This window comes from Streptomyces sp. NPDC058291 (genome assembly GCF_042880855.1).
Taxonomy (GTDB): Bacteria; Actinomycetota; Actinomycetes; order Streptomycetales; family Streptomycetaceae; genus Streptomyces.
Map to the genome: position 1 here is coordinate 2,794 of NZ_JBHVYK010000119.1, position 18,587 is coordinate 21,380.

An 18,587-nucleotide genomic window follows, 5' to 3' on the forward strand; every position below is an offset into this window, starting at 1 on the left:
CCTTCAGCCCCGACGGCTCGCTGCTGGCGAGCGGCGGCGAGGACGGCACGGTCCGCCTCTGGGAGGTTCCCGCCGACGGCCCGGTCGCGCTGCGCGCCACCCTGCTCGGGCTGCCGGGCTGCCGGGCTGCCGGGCTGCCGGGCTGTCGGGCGGCTGGGCTGTCGGGCGGCTGGGCCGCGCTCGCGCCGTCCGGCGGCTACAAGTACGAGGGCGACGTCACCGGACCGGCGAGTTCTGGCACGCGGTCGGCATGTGCCGGTTCGAGCCGGGGGAGCTGGACGGTCAGCTCCCCGGGGTGCGCGTGCCGCTGGAGGAGCCGCTGCGGTGAGGAACGTCCGCTACTCGAGCCGCCGAAAAGTGTTATCCGAGCGCCGTCCCGGCCGTCTCCAGGGTGTGATGTGCGACATTGCCGGCGGCGGGGGCCCGGCTGAGAGGGTGCGGGCATGACGACGCATCCCGACGCCGAGGCCGGCGGGCACTGGCGGGCCACCATCGCCGACGCGCAGGCCGGCGACCGGCAGGCGCTGGAGGACCTGGTGGCGGGCTGGCTCCCGCTGGTCTACAACATCGTCGGCCGCGCGCTCAACGGCCACGCCGACGTCGACGACGTCGTCCAGGAGACCATGCTGCGCGCCGTCGACCGCCTCGGTTCGCTGCGCGACCCGGACAGCTTCCGCTCCTGGCTGGTCGCCATCGCCATGCGGCAGGTCCGCGACCGCGCGCGCCGCGGGACGGACCGGCGCCTCGACGAGAGCCCGCCGTCGGGCGAGGCCGCCGACTTCGCCGAACTCACCGTTCTGCGCCTTCAGCTGGCGGGCCAGCGACGGGAGGTCGCGGAGGCGGTGCGCTGGCTGGACGCCGAGGACCGGCAGCTGCTGTCCCTGTGGTGGCTGGAGGTCGCCGGCGAGCTCACCCGGCGCGAGCTGGCGGCGGCCGCGGGCATCAGCCGGCAGCACGCCGCCGTGCGCGTCCAGCGCGTCAAGGAGCGCCTGGACGCCGCCCGGGGCATCGTGCGCGCCCTCGACCGCGGCTGCCCCGGCCTGCGCGAACTCACCGCCCGCTGGACCGGCCGCCCGGACTCCGTCTGGCGCAAGCGGCTGGCCCGGCACATCCGCGGCTGCCCCCGCTGCGGGGACGCCCGCGAGCCGGTCGTCCCGGCGGAACGGCTGCTCGTCGGGATCGCCCTGGTGCCGGTCCCGGCCGGCCTCACGCTCTCCCTCGCCCTCGGCGGGAAGACGGCCGCCGGCGCCGCCTCCGCCGGCTGGTCCGCGAAGGTGCTGACCGCGCTCACCAAGCCGGCCGTGGCGGTCACGGCCGGCGCGACCCTGGCCGCGGGCGGCGCCTACGTCGTCGTGCAGACCCCCGGCGAGCCGCCCGCCCGCGCGGCCGTCGTGCCCACGGCGGCGAGCGCCCCCACCGTCTCGCCCTCCCCGTCCGCGGCCCGGCCCTCCGCGTCCGCCGCGCAGGCCCCTGCCGCACCGTCGCCCTCGCCGCCGCCATCCGTGACGCCGGAGAAGGCCACGCTGTACGGCAGCGTCGTCGACGCCGTGGACCGAGCCTCCGACCCGGACACACCGCCCGGCGCCCTGCCGCAACGGCCAGCGGCCGGCGTCACCAGCAGCGGCGGCGCGCACGCCACCCTGAACCACCGCGGCGACGCCGTGACGCTCAGCGGACAGGGCTATGTCCTCGTGCGCTGGCAGATCTCGCCGCAGTACCGGTCCGGCGGCCTGGTCATGCCCAGCTGGACCGGCCTCAGGGGCAAGCTCTTCCACGTGGCCTCGGGCGGCGGACGCCGCATGGACGACCCCGTCGGCGGCGCCGACGCGACCGCCACCGGCATGGGCGACCGGAGCACCGGCTACGCCGTCCTGCCGCCGGGCGCGCAACAGATGTGGCAGAACGAGTACTTCCACCTCGCCGGCACCGTCACCCTCACCGTGAACGAGCGGGGCGCCGACTACGGTCTCAACGTCTTCCCGACGACCTGGGACGCCGTGCACAGGGACGTCACCAGCGGCCCCGCCCAGGGCGCGCGCCGTTACGGCCTGGTCCGCGACACCGGCCACGACGACACACCGGTCCCGCAGTACGTCACCCGCGACACCCCGGCCGACCCGGCGACGGCGCCGCAGCGATCGGGCGTGTGACGCTTCGGGGATCTCAGCCCCGCTCGTCGCGCAGCGCGGTCAGGACGTCGATGCGGTTGGTGGTGACGGAGTCGACGCCCAGGTCGATGAGGCGGCGCAGCGCGCGGCGGGTGTCGGGGGTCCAGACGGAGAGCAGGAAGCCGTCGTGGTGCACGCGCGCGACGAGGTCCCGGTCCACCAGGGAGAAGCGGTAGTTGAGCCAGCGCGGTTTCACCGCCGCGAGCAGCACGGGGCGCGGGGGCGCCAGGCTCGTGCAGGTCAGGGCGATCTCGGCGGACGGGTCCGCGGCGCGCACGGCGAGCATCGCGACCGCGTCCGCGCAGTAGTGGACGCGGTCCGTCGCGCCGGCCTCCCGCACGGCGTCGACGATCCGCCGCGCGGTGCGCTCCTCCCGGGTGCCCGGCAGGTCCAGCATCAGCCGGCTGCCGTCCGTCGCCGCGAGCGCCTCCGCGAGGGTGGGCACCGCGCCGGCCGTGAGTCCGCGCACCTCGGCGGCGGACAGCGACCGCAGCGGCCGGTCCCGCCCCCACAGCCGCTTCAGCGTCGCGTCGTGCAGCAGGACGGGCACGCCGTCCCTGGTGAGCCGGACGTCGCACTCGACGGCGTCCGCGCCCCGGTCGAGCGCGGACCGCAGCGAGTCGATCGTGTTCTCACGGAAGCGGTAGGGGTCGCCGCGATGGCCCACGGCGGTCACGTTCTGCATGGGCCCATTGTTGCGGGCCCGCTGCCGGTCGCCCCGTCAGGGGGCGAGCCATCCGGCGGTGTAGGCGTCGATCTCGTCCCGGATACGTCGCTTGCCGGCCTCGTCCAGGAAGGAGGCGTCGACCGCGTTCTTCGCGAGGCCGGCGACGCCGTGCTCGTCGAGGTCGAGCAGCCGGGCGGCCACCGCGTACTCGTTGTCGAGGTCGGTGCCGAACATCGGCGGGTCGTCGGAGTTGACCGTCACCAGGACGCCGGCCTCGACGAACCGTGTGATCGGGTGCTCGTCGAGGGTGCGGACCGCACGCGTGGCGATGTTGGAGGTGGGGCACACCTCCAGGGCGATGCGGTGCTCGGCGAGGTGGGCGAGCAGCTTCTCGTCCTGCGCGGCGCTGGTGCCGTGGCCGATGCGCTCGGCGCGCAGGTGGGTCAGCGCGTCCCACACCGTGCCGGGACCGGTGGTCTCGCCGGCGTGCGGCACGGACCGCAGCCCGGCGGCGATGGCCCGGTCGAAGTAGGGCTTGAACTGCGGACGCGGCACGCCGATCTCGGGTCCGCCGAGCCCGAAGGAGACCAGCCCCTCGGGGCGGATCCGGTCGTCGGTGGCTAGCCGGGTAGTCTCCTCCGCGGCCTCCAATCCGGCCTCGCCGGGGATGTCGAAGCACCAGCGCAGCTGGGTCCCGAACTCCGCCTCGGCGGCCTTGCGGGCGTCCTCGACGGCGTCCATGAAGGCGACTTCGTCGATGCCGCGCCGGGTCGAGGAGAAGGGGGTGACGGTCAGCTCGGCGTACCGCACCTGCTGACGGGCCAGGTCCCGGGCGACCTCGTACGTCAGCAGCCGGACGTCCTCCGGGGTGCGGATGAGGTCGACGACGGACAGGTACACCTCGATGAAGTGCGCGAAGTCCGTGAACGTGAAGTAGTCGGCCAGCGCCTCGGGGTCGGTGGGCACCTGGGAGTCGGGGTGCCGCGCGGCCAGCTCGGAGACGATGCGGGGGGAGGCGGAGCCGACGTGGTGGACGTGCAGTTCGGCCTTGGGCAGCCCGGCGATGAAGGCGTGCAGATCGCGGGCGCCGGCCGCGGTGGCGGCGGTGGGGCCGGCGGGCGCGCCGGACGCGGGGGCTGTCGAGGATGCGTCGAGGCGGTCGGTCATGGGGTCCTCCCCGGGACGGCGCCCCGGACCGGCGGGCCGGACGGGACGCGGGTGATCGGCTGATCGCTGGCTCGGGATCATCGTAGGCGGCGGGGACGACGGGCGGCCGGGGGCCTCGCTCCGGACCCACCCCGCCGGCCCGGGCCGTAGCATGACGGAACGTGCGCGCGGCGGGACGGCGTACGGGTGAGGGAACGCAGGAGCAGGCCCGGAAGCGGGCGACAGGGGGATTCACGCATGTCCGACGAGGCGCCGACACCCACCGGCGACGCCGCCCGCTCCCCCTGGCCCGCGCCCGCCTCCGATGGCACGGACGGTCCGCGGGACGGGGTCGCCGAGGCCGCGCAGGACGCGACGCGGGTCGGCGCCACGCACCCGCCGGCACCGGACGGCCCGGGCTACGGGGCCGCGTGGCCCGCGCCCGCCTCGGACGTCCCGAGGGACGCCGCCGTTGTCCCGTCCCGCGCCGCGTGGCCCGCGCCCGCCTCCGATGGCACGGACGGTCCGCGGGACGCGGTCGCGGGGGTGCCGTCGGCCGAGGCCGCGCAGGACGCGACGCGGGTCGGCGCCCCGTACCCGCCGGTGCCGGACGGCCCGGGCGCCGGGGCCGCGTGGCCCGCGCCCGCCTCGGACGTCCCGAGGGACGCCGCCGCGTGGCCCGCGCCCGCTTCTGGCGGGGCGGACGGGGTGGCCGGGGGCGGTGTTTCCGGGGCGGCCGGCGGGGCGAGCCCCTGGGCCGCCCCGGGCGGCGGCCGGCCGGCCGGGGCCGATCCTGCCCCAGCGCTTCCCGGCCAGGGCTCCTCGTCCGTCCACGACCAGCGGACGGTCACCTCGCTGCCGGCCGCCGACGGCGCTCCCCAGCCCTGGGCCGAGCCCTTCGGCGCCCCGCAGACCGGTCAGCCGCTCGGGTCCTTCCCGCCGCCGAACCCGGCGACCCTCGTGGGCGGTCCGCCGCCCAACCCCTTCGCGCCGCCCCCGGAGGCCGTGCCGCCGCCGCCCATCGCTCCCGACGGGCCGGGACAGGCGCCCTACGGCTATCCCGGTGGCTACGGTCACCCCGGCGGCTACGGCTACCCGTCACCGCCTCCCTATCCCTACGGCGGCGGTCCGGGGCTTCACGGGTGGGCCGGAGCCGGGGTGGGGGACAGCAACGGCATGGGTGTCGCCGGGCTGGCGCTCGGGATCCTGGCCGCTGTCGTCTTCTGCGTGTGGCCGCTCTCCCTCGTCCTCGGCGTCCTGGGCGTCGTCTTCGGAGCGCTCGGGCGCCGGAAGGCCGGCCGGGGCGAGGCCTCCAACCCCGGCCAGGCGCTGGCGGGCATCATCTGCGCGAGCGTGGGCCTGGTGCTGGCGGTCGGGATGGGCGTGCTGACGATCGTGGCCCCCTGAGGACCTGCCGACATCCGGCGCGCGCCTGCTCAGGCGCCATCCCGCAGCCGCTCTCTCGCCTCCATCAGGGCGAACCCCAGCAGGTTCGGCCCCCGCCACCGCTGCGGATCCGTGGCCGCCTCGTCGTCCGCCGCCAGACCGATGCCCCACACGCGGTCCAGGGGGCTCGCCTCGACCAGCACGCGCGTGCCCGTACCCAGCAGGAACGCACGCAGCCCGTCGTCCGAGGCGAACTTGTGGACGCTGCCCTCGACCACGATCCCGAACCGCTCCCGCGCCCAGGTCTCCTCGTCGAAGCCGCGCACCAGCCGCCCCTCCTTCTTCGCCTGGGCGGGGGAGCCGGCGGCCAGTGCCCGCCGCTCCGCCTCGGCGTCGCCGAAGAGACGCGCCTTCGCGGCCATCATCCAGTGCTCGGCCGTCGCATAGCCGACCCCGTCGACCACGAACGGTGACGGCCACCACTGGCTGAGGCAGCTCGCGCCGATCCGCCCGTCCGGCCGGGGCCGGTGTCCCCAGAAGTGCAGGTACTTGATCCCCGCCCCCGCCCGGACGGCGCTGACCAGCGCCTCCCGGTCCTTGATCCTGTCCATGCAGCCGAGCATGGCACGCGCCACTGACAGAGCGTCCCTCCTTTTCCGCTCCGACTCGACACCTGGTCGACCCTCGTCGACAGATTCCGTCGCGTAACCAAAAGGCAACAACGGAATCACTTGTTGGAGGGCCCTTGCTCTGTCAGGATCGGCAATCACATCGAGCTGGAGCTACGCCACCCGCTGCCGAACACATCGGGTCGAAGGCGGAGGAGAGCGACATGCAGGACCGGTTTCCCGCACAGGAACGTTTCTCGGACGGCGCGCAGTACATCGCCGGCCGCCTGACGAAGGGCACGTCCGGCAGCACCCACACCGTGGTCGACCCCGCCACCGGCGAGGAGGTCCTCACCTACGAGCTGGCGGGCGCGAGCGACGTCGACGCAGCCGTCGCCGCCGCCCGTGCGGCCTTCCCCGGCTGGTCCGCGGCCACCCCGGGGGAGCGCTCCGACGCGCTGCACCGGTTCGCCGCGGTCCTCGCCGACCGTGCGGAGGAGCTGGCCCGCGCCGAGTCCCTGCAGTGCGGCAAGCCCCTGAAGCTCACCCGTGAGTTCGACGTGCCCGGCACGATCGACAACACCGCCTTCTTCGCCGGCGCCGCCCGTCACCTCGCGGGCCAGTCGGCCGGCGAGTACTCCGGCGACCACACCTCCTACGTGCGCCGTGAGCCCATCGGCGTCGTCGGCTCCATCGCCCCCTGGAACTACCCCCTCCAGATGGCGGCCTGGAAGATCCTCCCGGCGATCGCGGCGGGCAACACGATCGTGCTCAAGCCCGCCGAACTCACCCCGCTCACCTCGCTCCTCTTCGCCGAGGCGGCGACGGAGGCCGGCATCCCGGACGGCGTCGTCAACATCGTCACCGGGACCGGGCGGGAGGCGGGCGAGCGCCTGGTCGGGCACCCCGACGTCGCGATGACCTCCTTCACCGGCTCCACCGCCGTCGGCAAGCGCGTCGCCGAGGTCGCCACCGCGACCGTCAAGCGGCTGCACCTGGAGCTCGGCGGAAAGGCGCCCCTCCTCGTCTTCGACGACGCCGACCTGGAGGCCGCCGCCAACGGCGCGGTCGCGGGCGCGCTGATCAACACCGGGCAGGACTGCACGGCCGCCACGCGCGCGTACGTGCAGCGGCCGCTCTACGAGGCGTTCGTCGAGCGCACGGCCGCGCTGATGGAGACGGTCCGGCTCGGAGACCCCTTCGCCCCCGGCACCGACCTCGGCCCGTTGGTCTCGCACCTCCAGCGCGACCGGGTCGCCGCGTTCGTCGACCGGGCGCGCGGCTACGCGCGCGTGGTGACCGGCGGGGAGGCGCCCCAGGGGGCGCTCGGCAAGGGCGCGTACTACCTCCCGACCCTGATCGCGGACGCGGCCCAGGACAGCGAGGTCGTCCAGTGCGAGATCTTCGGGCCGGTCCTGGTGGTGCTGCCCTTCGACGGCGACGACGAGGGGATCGCGCTCGCCAACGACACCCCTTACGGACTGGCCGCCTCCGCGTGGACCCGGGACGTGTTCCGGGCGAACCGGGCGACGCGCGAGATCAAGGCCGGATGCGTGTGGATCAACGACCACATCCCGATCATCAGCGAGATGCCGCACGGCGGCTACAAGGCCTCCGGCTTCGGCAAGGACATGTCAGTGTATTCGTTCGAGGAGTACACCCAGGTAAAGCACGTTATGTTCGATAACACGGCGGTTGCCCGCAAGCCCTGGCACCGCACGGTCTTCGGGGACTCATAAGCGACGACGACCGGCCGCCGACCACGGCCGTACCTCCCGAAAGGGCACCACGCGCATGGAGCAGTACGAGCCCGACCGCCTGAGCCCGGCCGAACAGGCCGCCGTACGGCGCAGTTTCCGCCACGGCAGGACGGCCATGAACCGCCGGTCGCTGCTGCGCGCCTCCGCCGGCGGCGCGCTCGCCCTGGGCGGCCTGGGCGCGCTCGCCGGCTGCGGGATCCCCGCGGCCGGCAAGTCCCAGGGCGGCGTCTCGGCCGACGACCACTCGGCGAAGGAGAAGGTCGTCAAGTTCTCCAACTGGCCGGAGTACATCGACGTCGACGACAGCGGCAAGCGCCACCCGACGCTGGACGCGTTCCGCAAGCAGACCGGCGTCGCGGTCACGTACACCGAGGACATCAACGACAACGACGAGTTCTTCGGCAAGATCCAGCCGCAGCTCGCCGCCGGTCAGGACACCGGCCGCGACCTCATCGTCCTCACCGACTGGCTGGCCGCCCGCATGATCCGGCTCGGCTACGTCCAGAAGCTCGACGCGTCGAACCTCCCGCACGCCTTCGCCAACCTGTCGGAGCAGTTCCGCAGCCCCGACTGGGACCCGGGCCGCGCCTACTCGTACCCCTGGCAGGGCATCTCGACCGTCATCGCCTACAACAAGAAGGCGCTGAACGGCGTCGAGGTGACGTCGGTCTCCGACCTGCTCGACACCCCGGCGCTCAAGGGCCGGGTCGGCCTGCTGACCGAGATGCGCGACACCGTCGGCATGACCATGCTCGACATGGGCAAGGACCCGGCGGACTTCACCGGCGACGACTACGACGCGGCTCTCGCCCGTCTGCAAAGGGCCGTCGACAAGGGCCAGATCCGCCGCTTCACCGGCAACGACTACACGTCCGACCTCAGCAAGGGCGACCTGGCGGCCTGTGTCGCCTGGGCCGGCGACATCGTCCAGCTCCAGGCCGACAACCCCGACGTCGGCTATGTCGTCCCGGACAGCGGCTACATGACGTCGACCGACAACATGCTGATCCCCAACAAGGCGCGCCACAAGACGAACGCCGAGCGGCTGATCGACTACTACTACCAGCCGGAGCCGGCCGCCGAACTCGCCGCGTACATCAACTACGTGAGTCCCGTAGCGGACGTGAAACCGTACCTCGCCAAGATCGACAAGTCGGCGGCGGACAATCCGCTGATCCTTCCCGACAAGGCCATGCAGGCGAAGTCCCATGCCTTCCGCTCGCTGAGCGCGAAGGAAGAGACCGCCTACCAAGCGCAGTTCGCGAAGCTCACTGGGGCGTGACGACGATGAAGACGAACGACAGCGGCAGCGGCGACGTCCGCCTGACCGGCATCAGCAAGACCTACGGCTCCTTCACCGCCGTCCACCCGCTGGACCTCACCGTCCCGCAGGGCTCCTTCTTCGCCCTGCTCGGCGCCTCCGGCTGCGGCAAGACCACCACCCTGCGCATGATCGCCGGCCTGGAGGAACCCTCCTCCGGAACCGTCCACCTCGGCGACCTGGACGTCACCGCCCTCCCGCCGTACAAGCGCCCGGTGAACACCGTCTTCCAGTCCTACGCCCTCTTCCCGCACCTCGACATCTTCGAGAACGTCGCCTTCGGTCTGCGCCGGCGCGGCATCAAGAGCGTGAAGAAGCAGGTGGAGGACATGCTGGAGCTCGTGCAGCTCGGCGAGCAGGCCCGCAAGAAGCCGCACCAGCTCTCCGGCGGCCAGCAGCAGCGCGTCGCCGTGGCCCGCGCCCTGATCAACCACCCCAAGGTGCTCCTCCTCGACGAGCCCCTCGGCGCCCTCGACCTCAAGCTGCGCCGCCAGATGCAACTGGAGCTCAAGCGCATCCAGACCGAGGTGGGCATCACCTTCGTGCACGTCACGCACGACCAGGAGGAGGCCATGACGATGGCCGACACGGTCGCCGTGATGAACGCGGGCCGCGTCGAACAGCTCGGGTCCCCGGCCGACCTCTACGAGAACCCGCACACCACGTTCGTCGCCAACTTCCTCGGCACCTCCAACCTCATCGAGGCCGAGGTCGACTCCCGCAGCGGCGGCGACATCGTCCTGAAGGCGGGCGGCGGCAAGCTCGTGCTGCCCGAGGCGCGCTGCTCCGCGCCCACGACGACCGGCGGCAGGGTGCTGGTGGGCGTCCGCCCGGAGAAGATCTCCCTCAGCCACGCCGACGACGCCGGGGAGATCCCCGAGGGGCGCAACCGCATCACCGGCACGATCGCCGACTCCTCGTTCATCGGCGTCTCCACCCAGTACGTCGTCGACAGCTCGGTCTGTCCCGAGTTCGAGGTCTACGCCCAGAACATCGACCGCGACGCCCGGCTGGTCCCCGGCGCCGACGTCGTCCTGCACTGGAACCCCGCCCACACCTTCGGCCTGGACGCGGCCCAGGACATCGAAGCCGGCATCCAGGAAGAGGCGGCGCTCTGATGGCGACGCTCACCGAGGCGCCCCCGCCCCTGTCCCCGACGGCGCCGACGAAGAAGCCCCCGCGCAAGCGCGGCCGCCTGACGCCGTACTGGCTGCTGCTGCCCGGCCTGCTCTGGCTGGTCGTGTTCTTCGCGCTGCCGATGATCTACCAGGCCTCCACGTCCGTGCAGACGGGGTCCCTGGAACAGGGCTACAAGGTCACCTGGCACCTCGCGACCTACTGGGACGCCCTGGACGCGTACTGGCCGCAGTTCCTGCGCTCGGTGGCGTACGCGGGCGCCGCCACGATCCTGTGCCTGGTGCTCGGCTATCCGCTGGCCTACCTGATCGCCTTCCGCGCCGGACGCTGGCGCAACCTGATCATGATCCTGGTGATCGCGCCGTTCTTCACCAGCTTCCTGATCCGCACCCTCGCCTGGAAGACCATCCTCGCGGACGGCGGGCCCGTCGTCGGCGCCCTCAACAGGCTGCACGTCCTCGACGTCACCAGCTGGCTCGGCTGGACGGCCGGGGACCGGGTCCTCGCCACACCGCTCGCGGTGGTCTGCGGCCTGACGTACAACTTCCTGCCCTTCATGATCCTGCCGCTGTACTCCTCGCTGGAGCGCATCGACGGGCGGCTGCACGAGGCGGCGGGCGACCTGTACGCCCGGCCGGCCACCGTGTTCCGCAAGGTCACCTTCCCGCTGTCGATGCCGGGCGTGGTCTCCGGAACGCTGCTCACCTTCATCCCGGCGGCCGGCGACTACGTCAACGCGGAACTGCTCGGCTCCACCGACACCCGCATGATCGGAAACGTCATCCAGACGCAGTTCCTGCGCGTGCTCGACTATCCGACGGCGGCGGCCCTCTCCTTCATCCTCATGGCCGCGATCCTTTTCATGGTCACCTTCTACATCCGCAGGTCCGGGACGGAGGATCTGGTCTGACATGCCTGTCGTCAACTGGCTCAAGCGCCACTTCGTGGTCATCGCGGGGCTTCTCACGCTCGCCTACCTGCTCCTGCCGAACGTCGTCGTGACGGTGTTCTCCTTCAACAAACCGAGGGGCCGCTTCAACTACGAATGGCAGCAGTTCTCCACGGACGCCTGGAAGGACCCGTGCGGGGTGGCCGGCCTGTGCGGCTCGCTCTCGCTCAGCCTGCAGCTCGCCGTCTGGGCGACCCTCGGCGCCACGCTGCTCGGCACGATGATCGCCTTCGCCCTGGTGCGCTACCGCTTCCGCGCGCGGGGCGCCGTCAACTCGCTGATCTTCCTGCCCATGGCCATGCCCGAGGTCGTCATGGCGGCCTCGCTGCTGACCCTGTTCCTCAACCTGGGCGCCCAGCTGGGATTCTGGACGATCCTCATCGCCCACATCATGTTCTGCCTGAGCTTCGTCGTGACGGCCGTCAAGGCCCGCGTCATGTCGATGGACCCGCGGCTGGAGCAGGCCGCCCAGGACCTCTACGCCGGGCCGGCCCAGACGTTCCTGCGCGTCACCCTGCCGATCGCCGCGCCCGGAATCGCCGCGGGCGCGCTGCTCGCCTTCGCGCTCTCCTTCGACGACTTCATCATCACCAACTTCAACGCGGGCTCCACCGTCACCTTCCCCATGTTCGTCTGGGGTTCGGCGCAGCGTGGAACGCCCGTCCAGATCAACGTCATCGGCACGGCCATGTTCCTCGTCGCCGTGCTGCTCGTCCTGACGTCGATGATCGTCACCAATCGCCGCAACAAGCAGAAGGCGTGAGCCTGCGCGCAACTCCATGGGAGTTGCGCGGACCTCTGTAGGGAGTTGACATCATGGCCCCGAGCGCCATGAACCGGTGGACCGCTTCTCTTTCCGACGCCCAGCCGGTCCCGTACTGGCTGGAGGACCCGGGCAAGCCCCGGCCGCAGGCCGCGCTCACCGGCGCCGAGACCTGCGACCTGCTGATCGTCGGCGGCGGCTACAGCGGACTGTGGACCGCGCTCGTCGCCAAGGAGCGCGCACCGCAGCGGGACGTGGTGCTGCTGGAGGGCCGCGAGGTGGGCTGGGCCGCCTCGGGCCGCAACGGGGGCTTCTGCGCGGCCTCCCTCACCCACGGGTTGTCCAACGGGATCGCCCGCTGGCCGGACGAGATCCACCGGCTCCAGGAGCTGGGGACGCGCAACCTCGACGAGATCGAGGCGGCGATCGCCCGGTACGGCATCGACTGCGACTTCGAGCGCACCGGCGAGATCGACGTCGCCACCGAGGAGTACCAGGCGCGCGAGCTGCGCGACTGGTACGAGGAACTCGACCGCCGCGGCCTCGCCGACGGCATGGAGTTCCTCGACGCCGACGCGGTGCGCGAACAGGTCGCCTCGCCCACCTTCGAGGCCGGCCTGCACGACCGCCGCGGCGTCGCCATGCTCCACCCGGCCAAGCTGGCCTGGGGCCTGAAACGGGCGTGCCTGCGGCTCGGGGTGCGCGTGTACGAGCACACGCCCGCGCTGGACCTGAAGCCGTACGGCCCCGGGATGGCCGTCCGCACGCCGTACGGGCAGGTCCGCGCCCGGCAGGTCGCCCTGGGCACGAACATCTTCCCGAGCCTGGTCAGGCGGGTGCGGGCGTACACCGTGCCGGTCTACGACTACGCGCTGATGACCGAGCCGCTGACCGCCGGACAGCTCGGCTCCATCGGCTGGAAGAACCGGCAGGGGCTCGGGGACTCGGCCAACCAGTTCCACTACTTCCGGCTGTCGGCCGACAACCGGATCCTGTGGGGCGGCTACGACGCCGTCTACCCCTACGGGGGCCGGGTGCGCGCCGAGTACGACGACCGGCCCGAGACCTACGCCAAGCTCGCCGGGCACTTCTTCGGCTGCTTCCCGCAACTGGAGGGCGTCCGTTTCACCCACGCGTGGGGCGGGGCGATCGACACCTGCTCGCGCTTCTCGGCGTTCTTCGGCACGGCCCACCACGGCAAGGTGGCCTACGCGGCCGGGTACACCGGTCTGGGCGTCGGGGCGACCCGGTTCGGCGCCGAGGTGATGCTGGATCTGCTGTCGGGGGAGAGCACCGAGCGGACGTCGCTGGAGATGGTCCGCAAGAAGCCGCTGCCCTTCCCGCCCGAGCCGTTCGCCTGGACCGGCATCGCCCTCACCAAGTGGTCGCTGGCCCGGGCCGACGCGCACGGCGGGCGGCGCAACCTGTGGCTCAGGACGATGGATCGCCTGGGCCTGGGCTTCGACAGCTGACCGACGGCTGAGAGGTGACCCGACGGCTGAGAGGCGGCCCGGCCACTGGGAGGCGGTCCGACCGCCGAGAGGTAACCCGACCACTGGGAGGCGGCCCGACCGCCGAGAGGTGGCCCGACCACTGGGAGGCGGCCCGACCGCCGAGAGGTGACTCGACGGCTGAGCGGGACCTCGTTCACTCCAAAGGGTCGCCCGAACCCGCGTAATGCCCGCCGGGGACCTCCCTCTCCCTTGTGACGTGACAGCGTTCACGAGTGAAGGGGAGGTCTCCTCATGGCTGGGGCGAAAACGGCCGTCGAATGGCTGGCATCCGTCGCACCGGATCCCGGGGCGTGCCGTTGGGAATGGGAGCGCAACCCGCTGGGGGTGGCGCTGCTGCCCGCCGGCAGGGCCTGGGACGTGCTCATCCTGCCGGGCGAGCTCGGCCGTCCCACCCTCGACGTGCTCACCCGGATCCTCGGCAGACCGGGCCCGGTGCTCGTCGACTTCGGAAACGACCGCATGGGCTTCTTCGTGTCGCCCGGGACGGCCGCCCGCTGGCTCGGCACCGGCATCCGCACCGCCGGGACCGGCGCCTGGATCGTCGTGCCCTACCCGGGCCGCTCGACCGGGAGCGTGCGCTGGCTGGTCCCGCCGGACGGCACCGGCACGCTGACCGACCCGGCGCTCCTCGAACTGGCGATGCACGAGGCGGCGGCGCGACTGGCGGACGGAACCGCCGACTGACCGACCGGACGGCCCCGCGCCGACTGACCGACCGGACGACTCCCGCGCCCTGTCCGCCCGACCGCCCGGACGGCTCCACCGTCGTGTCACCGACCGTGCGGGCGAGCCGCCGCGCCCCCGACCGGGAGGCACGGCACACCCTTCGGGGCTGCCCGCCCGCGCGCTCATGTCGGCCGCCCGCGCGGCCGACGCGGCTCCTGCAGCAGACAGACCGACCGACCGACGGCACGCGCTCGCGGCCCCGCGCCGGCGAAGCAGCCGGCCGCGAGCGGCCGGTCGTCAGGGGCCAGAGGCCTCCTCAGCGCCTGCGGCCGACCAGCGGGCCGCGGCAGGCCGGCCAGGCCAGCTGTCGGCGGAACAACCTGTCAGGCGGCAGCGGCCTGCCGGAGTTCAGTCCGCCGACGTCGTTTTCAGGGCCAGCCACAGTTCCATGCGGACGTCCGGGTCGTCCAGGGAGCGTCCGAGGATCTCCTCCACCCGGCGCATGCGGTAGCGCAGGGTGTGGCGGTGGACGCCCAGGTCGGCCGCTGCCGCGTCCCACTGGCCGTGCCGCGACAGCCAGGCCCGCAGGGACGCCACCAGATCGCCGCGACCGGTCGCGTCGTGTTCGTGCAGCGCCCGCAGCAGGCCGTCCGCGAACGCCTTCACCGCGTCGTCGGCGAGCAGCGGCAGCACGGAGCCCGCCGCGAGCTGCTCGTGCTCGACGAAGAACCGGCCCCGGCGCCGAGCCACGGACAGGGCCTGTTCCGCCTGCTTGTACGCCGTGGCCGCCGCGATCGGCCCGGCCGGCGCCGACAGCCCCACGACCAGCCCGTCGTCGTCGCAGGTCCCCGGCGAGACACCGTCGTCCGCCCGCACGGCCTCCCGCGCCGTCGCGTACCGCGCACACGCCGCCGCGGCCGCGCCCCCGTCCTTGACCAGCGCCACCAGCCGCTCGCCCTCGGGCACCGCCAGCACGGCCTCGCCGGCCCGGGCGGCCGCCGACTCGATCGCCTCCACCAGAGCGCCGAACGGGTCGCCGGCCGGCGGGGCCGCGTGCGGCACGCGCGCGTGCGGCCCCTCGACGGCGGTCGCCGGCCCTCGCGCCGACGCCTCCGCGTGCGCGCGCGCGGTTGGCGCCGCCTCCGCGACGATCACCCGGAAGGGGGCGTCGAGCAGATCCCCGTAGAGGTCCCCGGCGACCGCCCGGGCATGGTCGGGCTCGCTCGCCAGCAGCATGCGCAGCACCGCCGCGCCGATCCGCTGCTGCGCCGCGTGCAGCGAGCGGGAGCGCTCCGTGGTGAGGGTCAGCAGGGCGATGGCCGAATGGACGGCGTAGCGTTCGGCGGTCCCGAGGGCCGACGCGGTGCCGACGGCGAGCGCCGCGCGCGGGCGCCGGCCGGTGCCCAGGGAGTGCAGTTCGATCCGGTCGTCGTGCTCGGCGCGGTCCGCCGCGCCGCTCCCGACCACCGCCGAGGCCGGGGCCGCCCGCTCCCGCAGCCGCTCCACCTCGGCGGTCAGCCGCGCGGCCCGCCGGCCCGCCCACTCGGGCGCGGCCGCCACCACCGCGCCCGAGGCGTCGTACAGGGCGGCCCACCCGTTCACCTGGGCGGCGAGCGCGCCGAGCAGTCCTTCGGGGCCCGCGGTCAGGGCCTGCCCGGTCAGCTCCCGCTGGGCCGCGAACCCCGCCGTCACCGCCCGGTACTGGTCGGCCGCGATCGCCGCCGACACCGCCTTGCTGATGGCGAGGAACGGGGTGCGGCGCGGCACCTCCAGCAGCGGCAGGCCCTCCTCCTCGGCCGCGTCGACCAGCGCCTTCGGGATCTCCTCGTAGGTGACGCCGACGGCGAAGCCGAGCCCGACCACCCCCGCCTTGGCCAGCCGCCGCACATAGCGCCGCATGGCCTCCGGGTCCTCGGCGTCCAGCTTGAGCGCGGTGATCAGCAGCAGCTCCCCGCCCTCCATGTAGGGCACGGGGTCCGCGAGCTCGCTGACGTGCGCCCAGCGCACCGGCACGTCCAGACGGCCCTCGCCCGCGCGCACGGTCAGCTTCAGCGCGGAGTGGTGGACGAGCGAGGCGAGGGTGGGAGGCATGGGGCCTTCAGGTCGTGGAGGCGATCGAACGGCGATGTGATCTTTTGGCCGCTTCGTATGAAGGGCCTGTGCCGATTCTGCCTCACCGTAAGGTCCTGCGGGACGCCTCGTCAGCCCCGTAGATCCACCAGCAGCGGCGGTGTGTGCTCGCCGTGCACGCTTGTCAGGGACAGCACCGCGTGTCCGGGCGGGACCTCGTGCGCCAGCTGGGACGCCGACCACCGCTCCCGCTCGACCTGGCGCACGGTCACCGCGTCGGTGGTGACCGCCTTGCCGGTCACCAGCTTGCGCAGGGCGTGGATGGCGCGGGTCATCGGCTGGTCTGCGAACACGGTGTGCTGGGCGACCTCCGTGGTCTCCACCCACTCGGTGCCCCAGGTCTGCGCGAACCTGCCGCCGTCCCAGGTGGTGATCCCGCAGAACGCCATCCGGCAGCCGACGGCCCCGTACAGCGGCCCGTGCAGTGCCTCGGGGACGTCGCCGACGCTGCGCAGGGCCAGCACCACGCCCGCGTTCTGCGAGCGCAGCCGCTGCAGCCGGCGCACCGACCCGTCGGTGACCGCACCCGTGGCGTCGTCCAGGACCAGACAGGCGAAGTGGTCGTGGCGCTCCCGTACCACGGTGTGGAACTGCGCGAGGACCAGCCGGGTGATCAGCCGCGCGGCCTCCTCGTGGCCGCGTTCGGGCAGGTCGATGCGGACCCGGAGCGGGTGGTGGGCGACGGCGCGCAGCGAGAACGCGCGGTGGGCGTCCCCGCCCGTGCCGAAGAATCCCGCGAACGCCGGCCGGCTCAGCAGGGCCAGCCGGTCGGCGAGGGCCCGGCCCGCGTCGCCCGGCGCACCCGTCTGCCGTGCGCGCGCCTGCAGCTCGCGCCGCATCACCTCGTCCCCGGCCACCGCCTCGCGCAGCGCGGACAGCGCGCCGGGCTCGCCCTCCAGCAGTTCGCGCAGCTCGGCGAGGGCGGGGAAGCGGCCGTGCGCGGCCCGGAAGGGGCCGAGCAGCTGGGCCAGCGCCGTGGCCGCGCTCCGGCAGCTCACCGCGTCGAGGTCGCCGACCAGGGCCTCGGCGAGGATGTCGGCCGCCTCGTCCGGGTCCTCGCAGCCCGCGTACGGGTCCAGGTCGTGCACGGACGAGGGGTCGCCGATCCGGACGATCACGTCGAAGGCGGAGTCGGAGCCGAGCGGGCCGCCGCCGGGCGAGGACACCGCGACCACGGCGCACGTCCCGGTGAGCGCTTGCAGGGCCAGCGCCTCGGTCAGCGGCTCGATCAGCGTGCGCGTCTTGCCCGAGCCGGACGGCCCGACCGCCAGCAGCGAGGTGCCCAGCAGGTCCGGGCCGAGCGCGGCGCCCGCGTCGTGGTAGACGAGCGGGGCGCGTTCGGCGGCCACCCAGCGGCCGATGCGCACCTGCCCGGCGAGCAGGTCATGGCGGGCCGTGCGCCGGGGCAGGTCGCGGTCGCCGGAGGGGTGGGTCCAGGCCGCCCCGCCCTGGCGCAGCACGGTCTCCCGGAAGTCCCCGATCCCCGCGCTCCACGCCTGCCGCACCCGCACGCAGTCCACGTCGTTCATCCGGCCGGCGGTGACCTCGCCGGTGAGCAGGTCGGCCGCGTCGTACTGCCCGGCGTCGCGCAGCTCGGGCCACTGCGACCGGGGCCGCTCGGCCGCGGCCGCGGGCGCGCCGTGGCCGGGTCCGGCCTGCCGGGCGGCGAGCCGTTCCCTCGCGAGCGGCAGCCAGCCCCCGACCCGCGCGAACGGCCACACGACCAGCAGCGTGACGACGGCGTACAGCGTGTTCGTGAACAGCGGGGAGGCGAACAGCTCGTAGCCGCCGGCGATCAGCACGATGAGCGAGAACAGCGGGTCGACGACCGGCAGCGCGTCCCAGCCGACGCCGAACGCGCCGGGGAAGACGAAGCTCAGCGCGGCAAGGGCGCCGAGCAGGGCGATCAGGGCCCGCGCGGGCTGCGGCCGACGCCCCACGAAGTGCCGCACGACGTGCGGCCAGCTGCCCAGCCGGCCCATGGCGTACAGCAGGACGGCGAAGAAGACGCCGTCGTAGACCACCCGCGCCTCGGCGCCGTCCATGGTCTTCGGGGAGGCGATCGTGCCGCCCCACCACCAGTCGCCGGGGGTGAACAGCCGCAGCAGGGTGAACTGGTAGGGCAGGGCGCCCCGCCGCCACAGCGACCACAGGATCAGCGCGACCGCCAGCGGGACCAGCATCCCGACGACCGTCACCGGTGCGAGCCGCTCGGCCGTCCGGGGCGGCTTCGGCAGCCGGTGGCCGAACCGCCAGATCCCCGGCCGGGCCACCGGACGCTCCTCGTCGAGCCAGGCGGCGACGGCGGACGCGGCCCGCGGCGCGTGCCCGGCGGCGGGCGGCACGCCCGGCGCGCGGGCCGGCCGCGGCGG

The 18,587-nt window shown here is 73.7% G+C and carries 15 protein-coding genes; 10 read left to right on the forward strand and 5 right to left on the reverse strand.

Features of this window, described 5'->3' with window-relative positions; genetic code table 11:
• Nucleotides 1-23: 23 nt before the first annotated feature.
• Together ACFVYK_RS35120 and ACFVYK_RS35125 are read left to right on the forward strand one after the other, a co-directional pair.
• Complete coding sequence (locus tag ACFVYK_RS35120; protein ID WP_389780810.1) at nucleotides 24-431, forward strand: hypothetical protein; 408 nt, start codon at nucleotides 24-26, stop codon at nucleotides 429-431.
• Nucleotides 432-443: 12 nt separating this feature from the next.
• Nucleotides 444-2,150, forward strand: coding sequence for an RNA polymerase sigma factor (locus ACFVYK_RS35125; RefSeq protein ID WP_389780795.1), 1,707 nt, complete (start codon nucleotides 444-446; stop codon nucleotides 2,148-2,150).
• 13 nt (nucleotides 2,151-2,163) lie between these two features.
• On the opposite strand, the gene ACFVYK_RS35130 is transcribed toward ACFVYK_RS35125, so the two are convergent.
• A complete protein-coding gene (locus ACFVYK_RS35130; protein WP_389780796.1) occupies nucleotides 2,164-2,853 on the reverse strand; it encodes a glycerophosphodiester phosphodiesterase in 690 nt (229 codons plus the stop codon).
• Between the two features lie 36 nt (nucleotides 2,854-2,889).
• On the reverse strand, nucleotides 2,890-4,002 hold the full coding sequence (locus tag ACFVYK_RS35135; protein ID WP_389780797.1) for an adenosine deaminase: 1,113 nt from the start codon (nucleotides 4,000-4,002) through the stop codon (nucleotides 2,890-2,892).
• A gap of 237 nt (nucleotides 4,003-4,239) precedes the next feature.
• On the opposite strand from ACFVYK_RS35135, the gene ACFVYK_RS35140 reads away from it, so the two are divergent.
• Nucleotides 4,240-5,388, forward strand: coding sequence for a DUF4190 domain-containing protein (locus ACFVYK_RS35140; RefSeq protein WP_389780798.1), 1,149 nt, complete (start codon nucleotides 4,240-4,242; stop codon nucleotides 5,386-5,388).
• 29 nt (nucleotides 5,389-5,417) lie between these two features.
• Here the strand turns inward: ACFVYK_RS35140 and ACFVYK_RS35145 are convergent, their stop codons facing one another.
• Complete coding sequence (locus ACFVYK_RS35145) at nucleotides 5,418-5,978, reverse strand: NADAR family protein (protein ID WP_389780799.1); 561 nt, start codon at nucleotides 5,976-5,978, stop codon at nucleotides 5,418-5,420.
• Between the two features lie 221 nt (nucleotides 5,979-6,199).
• On the opposite strand from ACFVYK_RS35145, the gene ACFVYK_RS35150 reads away from it, so the two are divergent.
• The 7 genes from ACFVYK_RS35150 to ACFVYK_RS35180 all read left to right on the forward strand — a co-directional run bounded on the left by ACFVYK_RS35150 (nucleotide 6,200) and on the right by ACFVYK_RS35180 (nucleotide 14,103).
• Nucleotides 6,200-7,714 carry a gamma-aminobutyraldehyde dehydrogenase gene (locus ACFVYK_RS35150; protein ID WP_389780800.1) on the forward strand — a complete coding sequence of 505 codons (1,515 nt, stop codon included), beginning with the start codon at nucleotides 6,200-6,202 and terminating at the stop codon, nucleotides 7,712-7,714.
• Between the two features lie 55 nt (nucleotides 7,715-7,769).
• Entirely contained in the window at nucleotides 7,770-9,017 is a 1,248-nt protein-coding gene (locus tag ACFVYK_RS35155; RefSeq protein WP_389780801.1) for a PotD/PotF family extracellular solute-binding protein, read from the forward strand.
• Nucleotides 9,018-9,022: 5 nt separating this feature from the next.
• Nucleotides 9,023-10,174: an ABC transporter ATP-binding protein gene (locus tag ACFVYK_RS35160; protein ID WP_389780811.1), complete on the forward strand. Its 1,152-nt coding sequence runs from the start codon at nucleotides 9,023-9,025 to the stop codon at nucleotides 10,172-10,174.
• On the forward strand, nucleotides 10,174-11,103 hold the full coding sequence (locus ACFVYK_RS35165) for an ABC transporter permease (RefSeq protein WP_389780802.1): 930 nt from the start codon (nucleotides 10,174-10,176) through the stop codon (nucleotides 11,101-11,103). Before ACFVYK_RS35160 ends, ACFVYK_RS35165 begins: the two co-directional genes overlap by 1 nt.
• 1 nt (nucleotide 11,104) lies before the next feature.
• A complete protein-coding gene (locus ACFVYK_RS35170; protein ID WP_389780803.1) occupies nucleotides 11,105-11,905 on the forward strand; it encodes an ABC transporter permease in 801 nt (266 codons plus the stop codon).
• Between the two features lie 53 nt (nucleotides 11,906-11,958).
• Nucleotides 11,959-13,377, forward strand: a complete 1,419-nt coding sequence (locus ACFVYK_RS35175) for an NAD(P)/FAD-dependent oxidoreductase (RefSeq protein ID WP_389780804.1) — start codon at nucleotides 11,959-11,961, stop codon at nucleotides 13,375-13,377.
• Between the two features lie 273 nt (nucleotides 13,378-13,650).
• On the forward strand, nucleotides 13,651-14,103 hold the full coding sequence (locus ACFVYK_RS35180; RefSeq protein WP_389780805.1) for a hypothetical protein: 453 nt from the start codon (nucleotides 13,651-13,653) through the stop codon (nucleotides 14,101-14,103).
• Nucleotides 14,104-14,493: 390 nt separating this feature from the next.
• Here ACFVYK_RS35180 and ACFVYK_RS35185 read toward each other — a convergent pair whose 3' ends face one another.
• Both ACFVYK_RS35185 and ACFVYK_RS35190 read right to left on the reverse strand, forming a co-directional pair.
• Complete coding sequence (locus ACFVYK_RS35185; protein ID WP_389780806.1) at nucleotides 14,494-16,176, reverse strand: PucR family transcriptional regulator; 1,683 nt, start codon at nucleotides 16,174-16,176, stop codon at nucleotides 14,494-14,496.
• Between the two features lie 110 nt (nucleotides 16,177-16,286).
• A partial coding sequence (locus tag ACFVYK_RS35190) for an ATP/GTP-binding protein (RefSeq protein WP_389780807.1) occupies nucleotides 16,287-18,587 on the reverse strand: 2,301 nt, incomplete at its 5' end.